Source organism: Variovorax sp. 350MFTsu5.1, assembly GCF_048302515.1.
In the GTDB taxonomy this organism is placed as follows: Bacteria; Pseudomonadota; Gammaproteobacteria; order Burkholderiales; family Burkholderiaceae_C; genus Variovorax; species Variovorax guangxiensis.
In genome coordinates this window covers 5,894,592-5,908,193 of record NZ_CP157620.1, presented here as the reverse complement: position 1 = coordinate 5,908,193, position 13,602 = coordinate 5,894,592, and the positions used below count along the sequence as shown (strand labels likewise).

Below are 13,602 nucleotides of genomic sequence, written 5' to 3'. Positions count from 1 at the left end.
ATGAGCACTAAGGGGGCTGTCATCGACATTGACGCGGCGGCCCGAAGTGCCAACATGGCGCGTATCCGGGGTAAAGACACGGGGCCGGAAGTCGCTCTGAGACAAGCTCTGTGGCGGTCCGGCCTGAGATACAGGTTGGGGATGAGAATAGAAGGTGCAAGACCGGATCTGGTCTTTCCGGGTGCCCGATTGGTCGTCTTCGTCGATGGCTGCTTCTGGCATGGCTGCCCGTTGCATTACGTTCGCCCCAGAAGCAGAGAAGATTTCTGGGGCCTGAAGCTTGCATCGAACACCGATCGGGATCGGCGCCAGACCGCGCTCCTGCGTTCCAGAGGATGGCGTGTCATCCGTATCTGGGAGCACGAACTGGAGCAGGGTCTTGGCCAGGTGGTTGAAGACATCAATGCGGCATATCGACTGCCGCATGAGGTAGATCTCATCGATATTCCAGACCGGCCCATGGTTGTCCGGGTCGATCCGGCTGGTGCACGGGACGGAATCGTGCTTGAGAGGCGGCGCATTGAAAGCCTCACCGACCCCGGAACTGCGCGGATAGAAATCCGGGAGAGGCGTGTCCGGAGTCAAAGGATCAAGGTGGCTGGATCAGCTCGACCAGATCCTTCTTGAATGCGGCGCGAGCTGGCTCGCGGGTGGCGTTGTTGTGATCGATCAGCCCGGCGATGTCGGTACCCAGAAGGGTGACGTTCTGTGCACCACCCATGACATTGATGGTTCTTCTCCAGCCGGCTCCCATCCACGGCGCTATGGGCAGAAAGACGACCGCCCGTTTGACGTTGAAGCGGGTCAGGTACGCGTGGATCTGATACAGGTCTTCCCGTTCAATGCCGTTGACCTTGCCTTCTTCTGTTGCCCGCTTCCATTTGGCGTCTGCGACCGCTGTGCTTTCCCCATCTGTGGTGAAAATGTAGTCGGGTCTGAGGCGGAGTATTCCCTGGCTGGTTGCCGGATCTTCGTAGAGATGGAGCGGGCGGCTCCGATGGTCCACGGCGATGCCGCTGCCCTGCATGGCCTCAGCAATCAACCGCCGGAGTGAGCGTTCAAAGAGATGGTGAAGGGGAAAGAGTATTGAAAAGGCAGCCGACTTGCCCGAGTGTGTCGGGTCGGGAGCCTGACCCGCCAGGACCAATCTGGCAATCGCCAGCGACCGTGTCCAGTGCGTCTCGTAACGGGACAGCGATATACCGTCGATCATTGTCAATGTAGGGCGGATTGATCGGACGCCGGCAAGTTGCATCAAGACCGCTGCAAAAGCCTGTCGGTTCTTCTCGCTGCGCGTGATCCGCTGAAGGACGATTGCAAGTGCTTTGATGCACTGAGCAAGAATGTTGTCGACCGAAAGCGGTGCATGACTGATCGGGAGATCGACGCGGGACGGAAGGCGCCGCGAGAGCAGGTTGAAGTCGATGCGCCCTCTGGGCGAGAGCGAATCCTCCTGGCGAAGCTCGTAACGCTTCGGAATTCCGCCCAGAAGCCCTTGTGTCATTTCTGCTGCTACCTCGGATATGACAGCCTCCAGAGGGTCCCGCATCGATGTTTCGACATCCGCGGTATCGGCAATGTGTGTCTGCTTGAGATAGCCAGCGTAGCGAAGAAGGCTCAGAAGAAACCGCCCGTCGCTGTTCTCGTCCTGAGCATCGGTCTTGGGCAGTACATTGATGCGTAGGTCTCCGATCTGGATACAGCCAGCCATCTCACCTGCGTAAAGTTTGCCCCGTTTCCAGCGGAAAGCCGGCGATGGGCCGTTCTCCGTCTTTCGCAGAATGCGCTCGGCAAGAGCACGGCGTTCCGGCGCTTCCGGAAGCGGAACCGGCATTCCTTCCCAGGTGGTTAGGACCCGCATCACCGATCGGGCTTATTGGCCATTGGCCAGTGCGCGTGCAAAGCGCAGGAAGCGAGCAGAGTCCCATTTTGGGCTTTCGGGGTTCCACCATTCGGCGTGCACGCCCCAACTCGATTCAGAGAACTCGTACTGATCCGGCAGTCTTGCGAAGAACTGAGCATCAGCCGGGGGCTTCTCAAACAGAAAGAGCAGGCCCTGGTCATCCTTGGTCTCGCCTGCGATGGCGCGGACTTTGTCCCAGTCATCGTGAAAATACTCGGTGAGTGTGGGGATGATATTTGTCCTCAGAACATATGCCACACCACGAAGTCCCGCGTCCGCCCGGGTCCAGTCGTGATCGGCCTGCAGGGATTCAAGCCGGCGTGGCATCAAGAAGGCATGACCGAACTCATGGCCGCTGCCAAGCAGAATGCCAACGCGTGAGTTGATGCGCTTGAGCAGTGCCTGTAGATCGACGCCACCCCAATCTTGTGAGACCAGATTCGGATCCGCTGCGACCAACTCAAATGTGAACCGCCGCCGCATGGCGAAGTCGAGTGCTGTAAGCGATCGGTCGACCGTGTTCATCGTTCCGATGACGGAAACGTTGGCCGGGACCGAGAAGGGCTTCTTTGAATAGGGAAGCCAGACGGATCGCTCGTCCGGCATGCCTTCCCGCTTGTCCAGCTCCAGCAGAGTGATAAGTTCACCGAAGACCTTGGATGGTTCCGCCCGATTGATCTCATCGATGACCATCGCGACCGCGCCCCCTTGCTGTCCCCCCGTGGTTTTGAGTTCCATCAGGCGCCGCAGGACTGCACCGAAGTGTGCCTGGTTGCTGAGGTCCGAGCTAGACAGAATGCCGGTTCGAGCAGCAATGATCTTCCGGACGTTCGCGCCGTTACGCTTCGCAGCTGTCTCTCCCTCCTGCGGGGCTGGCACGTCCGGGTCATTCATGTCGATGCCGACTTTAGAGAGCTCGATGAGGCTCTTCCCTGCGATGGAGAAGATCGGAGGGGGGAGTCCCAGTTCAATCACTCTTTCGATAACAGCGCGGGGAACAAACTTTACCGTTGATGCGGCGACTGCGTCCGACCTGGTCGTATTGACTTTGACAAACCACCCTTCGGTGTTCTTGTTCACCACTTCCATGGTTTTTTTGCCGTTGCCGTCCTGCAGCATTTCTCCGACCGAAAGGTCGGACGTTAGCGTCGCGCGACGGCAGATCGTCTTGAAAGGTCCCTCGACGACTGTATAGAGGAGCTGCTCGTTGGGCCCAATGCTGGGCCGGAATCCCTCTACAAAATCCTCGTAGGAATAACTTGGATGAAAAGTCACCCAGATGATGCGACCGTCATTGACGAGGGTCTCATGCAGCTTGCGGACCTCTTCCAAAGGATCTGCCGCAGTTTGCGCCTTCTGATAGCGCTGCGGCTCAATGGCTTTGACGGCTTCCTGCGCTGCCTGCCAGGTCTTGCCGGTCCCGGGGGGGCCGTACAGGATTTTCATGGTTGGATTGGTCACGCTGCTACTCATGTCAAGTTGTATTTGTTGTCTGGCAATACCCGGGAGAAGAAGCTGCATTACGCCGTGCTCCCTTGGGGAAGTAATTCCTGCTCAGTTGCCTGGATAGAAGCTCGTCCGCATGCACTCACTCGGCAAGAAGAGCATCATCCACCAAGCGGGAGAAGATTCCCGGACCCCTCTCGTATGGCGTGCCCACGAGCATGCCCCGGTCCAGTCCCTGGTTGATGGTTTCGCACGACGTCTCGGGAAGAAGGGCGCAGGCATGGCAGGCAGCGAGATTCGCTAGCCGTGAACCCTGACCTCCCAGGTCCTCCGAACAGACGGGATCGGCCGAGCACCAGACCGCACGGGTGAGCGCACGCTGGAACACTGGACCGAGGAGTTCCGGCTGGCCCATGCGGACCAGGCCTCCCAAAGTGCCTTCTGAATCTCCCGAGGCCGTATAGATCAGCATCCCGGCCATTGGCGCGGCCGGGTCAGAGGAAACGAAGAGCCGCTCGCGAAGGGCTGCGGTGGAATAGCCGCACTCGAAGACGAGCTGGCTGATCAGCAGGTGCGCGAGGCTGTGCACGAGCAGGAATCGCGACGCCCAGTCACGGCCGCCTGGAATGAGCGGCCGGAGTGCCCAGCAGCTTTCCTCCAATCGCTGCACAAATTCCGGGCTCAATCTTGTGTCGAGCCAGCCTGCATTGGCGTGCTGCCAGGCCGCGATCTGCTCCTCCTTCAACTCTAGATAGATTCCTTCGCCATAGACTTGGACCGCCGGGAGCCACTGCTCGGACCCTTTGGGTGGTTCACGGAAGAGCTGCCTGAGCGCCGAGGTGGGAAGATCTGACAGCGGTGATCGTGAAGGTTCGATCCGATCGAATCCGTAGAAGGCGCGTGTCTCGCACAGGCGCTCGACCAAGCCCACTCGTCCGATCCATGCGGATAGATCTGCGGGCACAACGCTTTTTCGCACACGCATTCTGGGCGACCGTCGCGGGTCGTCGATCTCCTCCCGCAGGATGTCGAATTCTGCCCGGCGGAAGCGCATCACTTCGGTTTCGGGCTGTACAGGCATGGCGGCAACCGACTGCGTCTGATCCTTTGCGCCAGAAAAAAGACTGTCCAGCGCCAGCTTGACCTTGTCGGGCTCGTGAAGAATCTGCAGATCCGCGAGCGACTTCGAGGCCACCAAGACGACGGCATCGAACTCCTTGAGCTTCCACAATGTCTTGAGCGCGCTTATATTGGGCAAGCTGTCGAGCACCTGTCGGATATCGATCACCGCGTCGTCCTGCTCCGCGAGGTCCGGAAGGCTGATCGCCGAAATGGTCCGCGGGAAGTAGATGTTTGTCTGGTTGATCAGTGCGCCGATGAGCGGTTCGGCGCACAGGGCGTCATGCGCCCCTTCGCCCAGCCAGGGATGTTCGGCGGGACAGCGGATGCCGGCCTTCTCGAACTCGCTCTTCTCGCCCTTCGTTTGATCGGGCTTCACAGTGGTGCCGCTGAGCGGGCGACCCCTCGAACCAACCGAGCCCGGTGGGCAGGATGTGCATTTCACGACAATGCTGGACAGCTCGGAGCCGCCTCTGTCGGTCAGCTCGAGACTGCCGTCGTCCGGGCACTGGCAGTCGATCCATGCCTTCCAGGGAAACTCGCAGAGGTGACCGTGCTGACAGACGGCGATGAAGCGGACCGGTTGCCATCTGCTGCCGTCCCCGGGCCGTTCCAAGATACGGGTATCCAAGTTAAATCTCCGGAGCTCGCCGCTGCGGGTGTTCCGGTACCAGCGCGGAAAGCGAAGGGCAGGGATCTTCAGGCTGGCATTCGGAGGCGGATCTTGGTGCCTGAGAGGAATGCGGTAATCCGGTGGCGTGCGGAAGCGTTCGATCTTCAGCAGCTCGGCAAGCCGCGGCTCGAATACCTCGAACTCAAGAGGCTCCTCACAGTCTTGCAGTCCCTGTGTTTCACTCCATGTTTTGTACCAGTGGTCCAGGCCACCGACCACGTGCGGAATGCCCTGGCGATCGGTGTACAGGCTGCCGGGTCCGAATGGCGCAATCAACTGACCCGTGCGTATCTGTTTGCTTCCCATCTAATCTCCTGAACCGGCCGAGCCGGAAACCATTGCATATGCGGGTGTGATCGCGAACTCGCCTGTCCTGTCCACCTGCCGCATGCTCGTAGGTACCTTCACGCCACGCGCTTCCTGCAGTTGCGTCGCGTACTGCCCCGGCCAGAGCATCAGATATTCGCCTGAGGTCGACTGAGGAAACTGTTCCCATTCCTGCGGATTGCGTTGCCACTTGGCAATCAGCTCCGCATGCATGCGCCTGAGTTCGCTGATGGAGCGCTGCGCGTCGTTGCCGTTCTGCACGATTGAGCATCGATTGATCAGGATCTCGACGGCCTGGTCCAACGCCTGTCGGTAGGACGCAAGCTTCCGTACCGGCTCATCGACCTGCTGTCTGGCCCAGGTGAGCACAGCGCCGGCGAATCCCCGCTGGATCGCCGAGATCGCGAATGGCGTGGCGGAGGTAGGCTCCACGCGTTCGTACAGACGGCGGTGATACCCGTGGAACTGCTCGAAGTGCGAGCGATCGCGGCTTTTGGATGGGTTGTAGAGAGTCAGTATGAGACCAGGTCGCTCCTGCCATTTCCGTCCCACGCGGCCTGTCACTTGGATGTATGTCGACGTCGTCTTGGGCTGACCGACCACGCCCATGAGAGAGAGTCGATCGATGTCTACGCCGACTTCGATGATGTTCGAAGCGAGACAGGCGTCGAAGACGCCGGCCCCGCCTGAGGTCTCGTAGGTCCTGGCAAGCCGATCCATCATCGCTACGATCTCCGGCTGGGAGAGCCGGCTCGTCAGCTCGTCAACGATGGCAAGCGTTCGACGACCGTCGCCGTCGATTCCTTCCCTGTTGAAGAGGAACTTTAGGCGGGATCGGATGTCGCTGTCGAAAAGCGTGCGCGCACCGCCCAGTTCGCGGATGCTGTTGTAGAAGGCTAGCAGCGTCCACCAGGGGTCGCGCTTTGTCTGATCGAATGCCGCTGGCTTGTACAACGCCGCCGCGAAGGCGCGGACCTGCGTTGTCAGGATGGATCCATGATCGACTCCGTGAACGCCGACATACAGGCGACCCGGACTCATACGGCCGTCGGGCTCCTTCGCATAGCGGCCAAAGAATGAATCGCTCATGGAAAGGCCGGGGCTGGGAAAGAGCGAGGTTCTCTCTCTCCCGTACAGGACCTTCACCTGATCTTCCGCTCCGCGTATGGTGGCGGTCGAGGCCACGATTTTTGGCTTGCACAAGACGCCGGACGCGTCGGTAGTGCACAGCTGTTCAAAGATTGATTCGTACAGCGCGTACATCGTTCCGAGCGGGCCGGAGATGAGGTGCAGCTCGTCTTGGATGATCAGCCCAGGCGGCATGGCATCCTGATTGATCTTTCCGTCCGGCATGATTGCTCTACCGAAGAGAGCGCCTGCCCCGGGTCGGTAAGCCATCATCGCAAACTTGTCGGCCGTCGCGATCAGGAGCGACGGAGGGTAGCGGTAAATCCGTTCATCTATGACTTCGACCGGAAGCCATCGGTCCGGATCCTCAGCGCCGAACGCGCAACGCGGGTCAGGACAATGCAGCATGGGGCCTTCCCGCGAGCTGGAGACGCCGAGCGCGCGAGCACTGCCCGCCTTCTTGCCGCGAGTGAAAGAATCCAGCTTGCCGATCTGTGCCCGGCACCATGGGCATTCGGTCAGGACCAGGGGGTTGCCTTTCAGGTCCCCTTTGAGATAGCGCGAGTACTGCGTGCTTGCTTCCGAACATTTATTGGGTGATCCATCTCCGCCGACCCAAAGCCCGAGGGAGAACCGCCGCCCCGGAATCTCGACCTCGGGAAGCCGGCTCTCCCGGCGCAGCACTTCCATTGCGCAGATAAGGCTTGCGGCGCGCTGGAACTGCTGTGTCGTCAGCATCCGCAGGGTATAGCGCATCAGGACATTGGTGGCGTCACGCTGCAGAGTGCCGCCTTCCTGCATCTTCAGCCGTTCCCTGAACATGTAGAAAGCCATGGCAGCCAGATATGCTTCTGTCTTGCCACCGCCCGTCGGAAACCAGATGAGATCGACAATGTCCCGGTCGGCGTCCGACGGGTCCGACAGTCCGCTGAGAGACAACAGCAGGAATGCGATCTGGAATGCCCGCCATGAACCGATTCGCGAGCCGTTCTCACAGCCCTTCGCGAGGACATCCCAGGGCGAGACGTGCGCGCTCTGGAACACGATCCTCTGCCCCGCCGGATCCCATGCGGCATCCCTTTTTGTGGTCTGTTTGGTCGCGATCTGCTGCAGCAGCATCGCCTTGTTCGCCAGCCGGAAGGCATCACGGTCCGGTGCGCTGTTGCGGATGAGTGTGATGCCGCGGTCGATGCGATCCAGACAGGCGTGACACTGGTTCAAGTGGTCCTGTGCGATGTCCCTGAATCTTTCTGGAAGAGACGCAGTCTCGATCTGGCGCTTGGCGATCCAGTCACGATACCCGTCGGACACCAGTTGCAGTGCATCCCAGGCCGGTCCGGTTCCGTTAGCGGGAAGGTCGGCCAAGTCTCGCATCTTCAACGACAGCGCGCGGCCTTCGAGCATGATGTCGGGGGTCATGCTTGGCAACTCGACAGAGGGCATGGCATCAGCCTGAAGCGCGGAGGGCTCTTCGCCCGGTGCTGCGCTCCACGCGGCCGCACAACCGTGCCCCACACCAAAGATTGCTGATTCGCGATACAGCAGCGCAAGCGACTGCTCGTCCTTATCCAGCGATTCGAAGCTTCTTGTGCTCTCGGGGTACGGTAGGATGGTTCCCCGATCTGCAGTCACCTCAAAGAACGACTGGAAGAGGATGGACTCCTTTTCTTCGCCGCCCTCTGGCAGGACTGAGGTATTGCGAAGCACCAGTGTGATCAGCCACTGACCCTGCTTGCCCTTCATGGCACGGGGGAAGCAATCGAGCCGGAGCCTGACAGGAGAACCGACGGGTAGGACCACGTCGCGTTTGATCGGGGTTCCGGATGCCAGCTCGGCGGCGGAGAACTCGACGACTACACCTCCTCCGACGGCGGAGTTCCTGCGCCAAACGGTATCGCGGCGATCTCTGCCCTTGTCGTCTATCCAGCGTCGGCCGCATTTCTCATACCTGCCGTTTACCGGAAAGGCCGCGTCATCTTGCTCCTGCCATGAAAACCGATGCCTGGAGGGAAGGGCGACTAGTAGCTTTGCATCTACCGGAAGGGACATGCAGAATGAGATTCCCAAAGTCGACGGGCGTCGCGTGGATCCGCCAGTGACCTCGAAATCCTCGTCTGTGCCTCTGTCTGCTGCGTTCTGATCTGCATCTGTATCGTCGTTGTCGCCGGAAGCCTGGTGGGCGCTGGACGTCTCAACGGCTGAGTCTGCTTCCGGCATCTCGGCGCCAAGGGTGTCGCTCTCTTCTGAGGCGGTTGTGGACGGTATAGGGTGGTTGCCAAGGGGGTGCAGCATGCCGACGCCGTACTTCCGGTGAGGCGACTCGCCTTCAAAATACAGCACTTCCTCTGCGTCGCCATCTGCGAAAGGCTTCCAGGCAAGAGCCCCACGTCGCCAAAGCACCGAATCCTTGAATTCCTTGTCCGAGAACGTGACGACGGTAGGAGCCCTATGCCGCGCGGGACCCACAATCTCGCTCCGTACGCTCTCGATTAGCTCGCTGCGTTCTTTCATTGTCTTCCTCTATTCCTTCAGCCACTGGCTGATCACTGGCGCGGACGATGCATGGCAGAGGATCCGCATGCATTCAGTCGCCCTGGTAGCCCCGGTGTAGAAAAGTGCCCGCTTGAAGTCTTGGTCATTGAGCGACACATCTGTCAGGATGACCGCCTTGTTCTCCATGCCTTTGAAGGCATGGACGCTGGCGAAGGAAGTGTGCCGATCGCTGCGCTGCCAAGCAGGTGCCAGAGGGATGCCCGCGCTCCGCAACTGCCCGGCGGCACTGAACTCGTCGCGGCTGAACGACAGGACGCTGACGTCCGACGGTCGGAACCCCAGCACCTTGAAGTCGTGCAACCACGCCTTCAGGATGTTCAGCTGCTGCTCTTCATCCTCATAGAAATCGATGTCGTAGCTTCTGGCACCACCACCCGACCGCAGATAGCCGCTGTAGAGACGCTCCCTGCAGCCGGAAAGGCTCGTTGCAGCTTGCCCCACGGACTGGTAGTTGCGGCAGTTCTCATCCAGAGCCCACCGCGCTGGTCGTGCACTAGCGATGAGGTTTTCGAGGGTCTCGCGTGCGGTGTCGCCGCCGGTCAGCACTTGGTGCTCAAAGTCTCCGAAGACGGCGAATGCACCGTCGGAGAAACCGCCCTTCAGGAACAGCTCAAGGCATGCCCAGAGTGATGGGCGAGCCATCAGGTCCTGTGCCTCATCCAGCACCAGAAGGTCGAATTGCGCTAATGCCGCGAAATCTGCGTCGGTGAGCTTGTCTTCGAGAAGCTCCGGGAGCTCGCTGTCCCAGAATGCGCTGGAGGAATTTGGGGGGATCGGCACGTTGGTCATCTCTGACATCACCTTGATGGCGCGTCCTGCCACCAGCGTTGGTGGGAGCGTCTTATCGCTCCGGATCCTCTCGGCAATCCAGTCCCCGATCAACTGGTTGTGGCACAGCAGTGCAACCCGCTGGCCATCCAGGGCCGCTCGACGCGCTACTTCCATGGAGATCAGCGTTTTTCCGGTACCTGCGGGACCGGTCACGATGACGCGTGGGTTGGACCGCGTCAGCGACAGAACCGGAAACTGCTGGACGCGCAGCAGACGATCCATCTCCTGTGACTTGCGTGCGATCTCTTCTGCGGCCGAAGGCCGCCGACGCTCCACGGGTGTGCAGAATCTGACGATCTCGTCCATCTGCGGCCTGGAGAGCGGTTTTGTCAGACCTCGCAGAGTGCGATCCAGTTCAATGCCGAGGCGGAGCTTTGTCCTGATCAGCGATGCAAAGTCGGCAGCGCCATCAAGTGCTTCCATTTCATCGCTGTCGATGTACTCGGGCCTGTTGATGGAGATGTTGGTCTGTACGTCGAAGCGCGCATTCGGGAATGCGCACAGATGCACTACCGGCACATCCCTGAGCGATGGCATGTGATCTTTGACACGCCTTGCGAAGGTTTTGCTTGCGTCCAGCGCCTGCTTGAATGGCGATCGTTTGATGGAGTCTGGATGCCAGCGTTGACCGTCAAACCGGATCTCTTCGTGCGACTTGACCTCGATGCACAGGATGCCCAGATCAGGAACGATGAGCAGAAAGTCGATCTCGGTTCGCAGGCCGCGGTTCCAGGGTGCCAAATCCAGCGCATGGAGCGCGATCCAGTCTTCGGGGCACGCCGTCAGGCGGGCAAAGATGTCGCGCTCTCCGGGCGGTGTGCGTTCATCGACGAACGCCGGAATCAGTAGAGCCATTTTGTGAAGGAGATGGATGGTCGGACATGACGCATCTCGCGTTGGGGGGCGCGGAATCCGCGTTCGACGCCGAGGATCCGTCTGAAACTAAACGCGCCGCGCAGCCCAGAGCTGACCGGAGCTGGTCTGCTGAAGTCGGAACCGGTCGCAAGCCCTTCCGTGATGGCCAGGGTCATGAGGTCCAGCGTGGCAAACACCCGGTCTCGGAGCTTCTCGTGCTCTGCGAAGCCGGCGACTATTGCTTCGCCTCGCGATTGGGTGACCTCGCGCCATGCGAGATGCCAGCGCCGCCGGTCCCACTCGGCGTGAAGTTCTGTCACGACTTTCATGAGACACATGAAATGCCGCTCGCTGAGGGGCGCATGGACGACGTTCGTGGAAGGCGAGACCCAGTTGTCGACGGAGTTGGCGATTCCGGCCAGATCGATGCCTGCGTGACGGAGTCTATTGATGGTCCCCTCGCGATCGGACCGTAGCGATACGCCCAACAGGTGCTTCCATGTCTCGGCGTGGAGGCTCGGCCCAGCGGCGCTGCTGGCGCCCGCCGCCTCTTCCACATCGGCAAGTACGAGAAACATTCCTTCGCGAACCTCGTCACATTCGACCCAATCCGCCTCGAAGCCCGGAGCTGACGTTGACTTGCGCAGGCACAGAAGATCGGCGTGCGTTGGTTGGAGAATCCCCATGTCACGATCAAGCCGGACGAGTGCCGATCTGGCGACCGGGTCCTTGTTCGCTCGACGCGGTCTGATGTCAAGGTCGTCCGGCAGGTCAGACTCCTCGCCGGCTGCATCCGAGGGGAGCGTCCAACCGCTCTCGTCCTTTCGCGCCAGCGTTCCAACGTGCCAACGGAAGCCGCATGCTTCGACAACGTCATCGCCGGATGTCCCCGCGCCCGTGTGGTGGGTGAGCATGGCGTCGAAGGCATCGGCACCGAAGTCTGCATCGTCGACCAAGCCGTCCCAGGTGAACTGCACGATGCTGTTGAACTTCGGGGCATTGATCAAGGCATCCGGGCTGCCGGCTATACCATGTCGCCGGAACGGGCCTACCTTGACCAGGATGTCGAATGCCGGTGAGTTGCGGTATTCGCGCGGCGAGTGGATGAAATGCCTGGCCCCGATCTGCAGGGGGCCCTTCGAGTTGACTGCAGATTCAAACGTCTCCCTGTCCGTGCGACGGCAATGGATACGGATATCTTTGTCTTCGACCAGCAATCGCTGCACCTCTTCCGCAAGCTCGGTTCGCATTCGGCTGCCCCGGCTAGCCATCGCTTCTGATGCACGGATCGAAGTCACGAATCGACCTGAGATTTCCGGCCCCCACCTTCTGCCGGAATATTCTGCTTCGCCCAAGAGCGAGCGGAGTTGACCGGCAATGTGTGAATCGAAGACACATGGTGTGGTGAGCCACCCTGCCACGGCGAATTGAAGCCGGGCGGCGAGGTCCGCGAGTTCCTCGTCTTCGGTCGCGAACAGTGCTGCTGCAATGTGTCTCGTAGCTCGGCGCAGTGCAGCGAATGCGGCGTCGCCGAACACGAACCTATCCCAGCGCAAGTAGGTCTTCGGGTCGGCGAGTTCAAACGCCCTTCCGATTCCGGAGGAACCTTTCAGCTGTTCCTGCACAGCACGATTCCGGTGATCCCCCTAGGCGGTGTTCGGGAGGAGCAGGTGTGGAGTGGTTGGGTGTCGTACCACTGCCGCATGTTTGCCACAGCGTCTCGCGCTTCCTCGAAGTGGTCTTGATCCCCATTCCGGGGCAAGATGGCAATGACATCCGAATTTCGGAACTCACTGTGGGACAGCACGATTTGCAATGTCGAAGCGCCATCGGCGACGACTACTCTAGGCGGCGCCCCGGGACGATCGAGGCGCATGGTCCTCGGATTGAAATAAGTCATGCGCGATAGGACGCCTGGTCGTGCCCACGCCTGGATAGTCAGCATCTCGGCGAGCGGCTGTGATGAGATGCCGACCGAGAACGCGCATCCGTCTAGGGCGGACCGGGTGAAATCCGGACCTCCCGTCCGCCCCGCAAGGCAGACTCCTGCGTGCGGGGTGGCAAGGTTGGGTCCAAGGATCTTGGCTTGTGGGCAGACCGCGTCGAACATGTATCCGGAAAGCGACCCGTTCGACGTGGCGACGATGTAGGGGGATGAGCCATCGATGTGGTATTCCTTCGCGCTGGATGCAAAGAGCTTGGCAGAACCATTCCGCGCGCTTACTTCAATGTAGTCCCCGATCGAAGGGTCTCGGCCGTGCCCCAGTATGCTCATCGCAGCCATCGTCTGTGACTTGCGGATGCGGCCTGCAGCGGCTGACAGAAAGCCGCAGCCGGCGCGCTTCGGATGACAGTGGGTCGTACACCCGCGGCAATGCCCTGCGTACTGTCGCGCGTTTCGCAGCAACGCGTCGAAGTGGGAGTGGATCTCATTGGCATCAGGGTCGCACAGCTGGCCAATCAACGCGCCTAGCGCGATGAGGCCGGCGGCAGGCGAGTCGGCAGGGGTCGTGATCACGATGATTCTGCGGTTGCGGGCGTTCCCGACGGCATGTGGAATGCATTCAAAGCCTGTATCAATCAGCCATCGCGCCCAGGCCGGCACAGGGCGCGGCACGCTCGTCTCCGTCGCCATCAACAATGAAGCTGCTTGCCCATCCGCAGTTGTGAATTCTGTAAGCATGGCCCATGACATGTACAAATATGTGTCTCGGCCATGCATTATTAGCAGATTTCGTCCGAACAACTAACTGGCGTCGACTCGGCA

The 13,602-nt window shown here is 60.3% G+C and carries 8 protein-coding genes; 1 reads left to right on the top strand and 7 read right to left on the bottom strand.

Going from position 1 to position 13,602, the window contains the following annotated elements; genetic code table 11:
- Nucleotides 1-627: a very short patch repair endonuclease gene (locus ABL843_RS26835; protein ID WP_418117932.1), complete on the top strand. Its 627-nt coding sequence runs from the start codon at nt 1-3 to the stop codon at nt 625-627.
- Here ABL843_RS26835 and ABL843_RS26830 read toward each other — a convergent pair.
- The 7 genes from ABL843_RS26830 to ABL843_RS26800 all read right to left on the bottom strand — a co-directional run bounded on the left by ABL843_RS26830 (nt 590) and on the right by ABL843_RS26800 (nt 13,518).
- Entirely contained in the window at nt 590-1,834 is a 1,245-nt protein-coding gene (locus ABL843_RS26830; RefSeq protein ID WP_418117931.1) for an McrC family protein, read from the bottom strand. The genes ABL843_RS26835 and ABL843_RS26830 overlap by 38 nt on opposite strands.
- A 39-nt stretch (nt 1,835-1,873) precedes the next feature.
- Complete coding sequence (locus tag ABL843_RS26825) at nt 1,874-3,376, bottom strand: McrB family protein (RefSeq protein WP_418117930.1); 1,503 nt, start codon at nt 3,374-3,376, stop codon at nt 1,874-1,876.
- A 115-nt stretch (nt 3,377-3,491) separates the two neighbouring features.
- Nucleotides 3,492-5,447, bottom strand: coding sequence for a DrmB family protein (gene drmB / locus ABL843_RS26820; protein WP_418117929.1), 1,956 nt, complete (start codon nt 5,445-5,447; stop codon nt 3,492-3,494).
- On the bottom strand, nt 5,448-9,107 hold the full coding sequence (locus ABL843_RS26815; RefSeq protein WP_418117928.1) for a helicase-related protein: 3,660 nt from the start codon (nt 9,105-9,107) through the stop codon (nt 5,448-5,450). It lies immediately after the preceding gene.
- Between the two features lie 9 nt (nt 9,108-9,116).
- Nucleotides 9,117-10,835 carry an NERD domain-containing protein gene (locus ABL843_RS26810; RefSeq protein WP_418117927.1) on the bottom strand — a complete coding sequence of 573 codons (1,719 nt, stop codon included), beginning with the start codon at nt 10,833-10,835 and terminating at the stop codon, nt 9,117-9,119.
- Nucleotides 10,823-12,460: a hypothetical protein gene (locus tag ABL843_RS26805; protein WP_418117926.1), complete on the bottom strand. Its 1,638-nt coding sequence runs from the start codon at nt 12,458-12,460 to the stop codon at nt 10,823-10,825. The genes ABL843_RS26810 and ABL843_RS26805 overlap by 13 nt, the downstream gene beginning before the upstream one ends.
- Nucleotides 12,445-13,518 (bottom strand): hypothetical protein, encoded by a 1,074-nt coding sequence (locus tag ABL843_RS26800; protein ID WP_418117925.1) that lies wholly within the window; start codon nt 13,516-13,518, stop codon nt 12,445-12,447. Before ABL843_RS26800 ends, ABL843_RS26805 begins: the two co-directional genes overlap by 16 nt.
- Nucleotides 13,519-13,602: the final 84 nt, after the last annotated feature.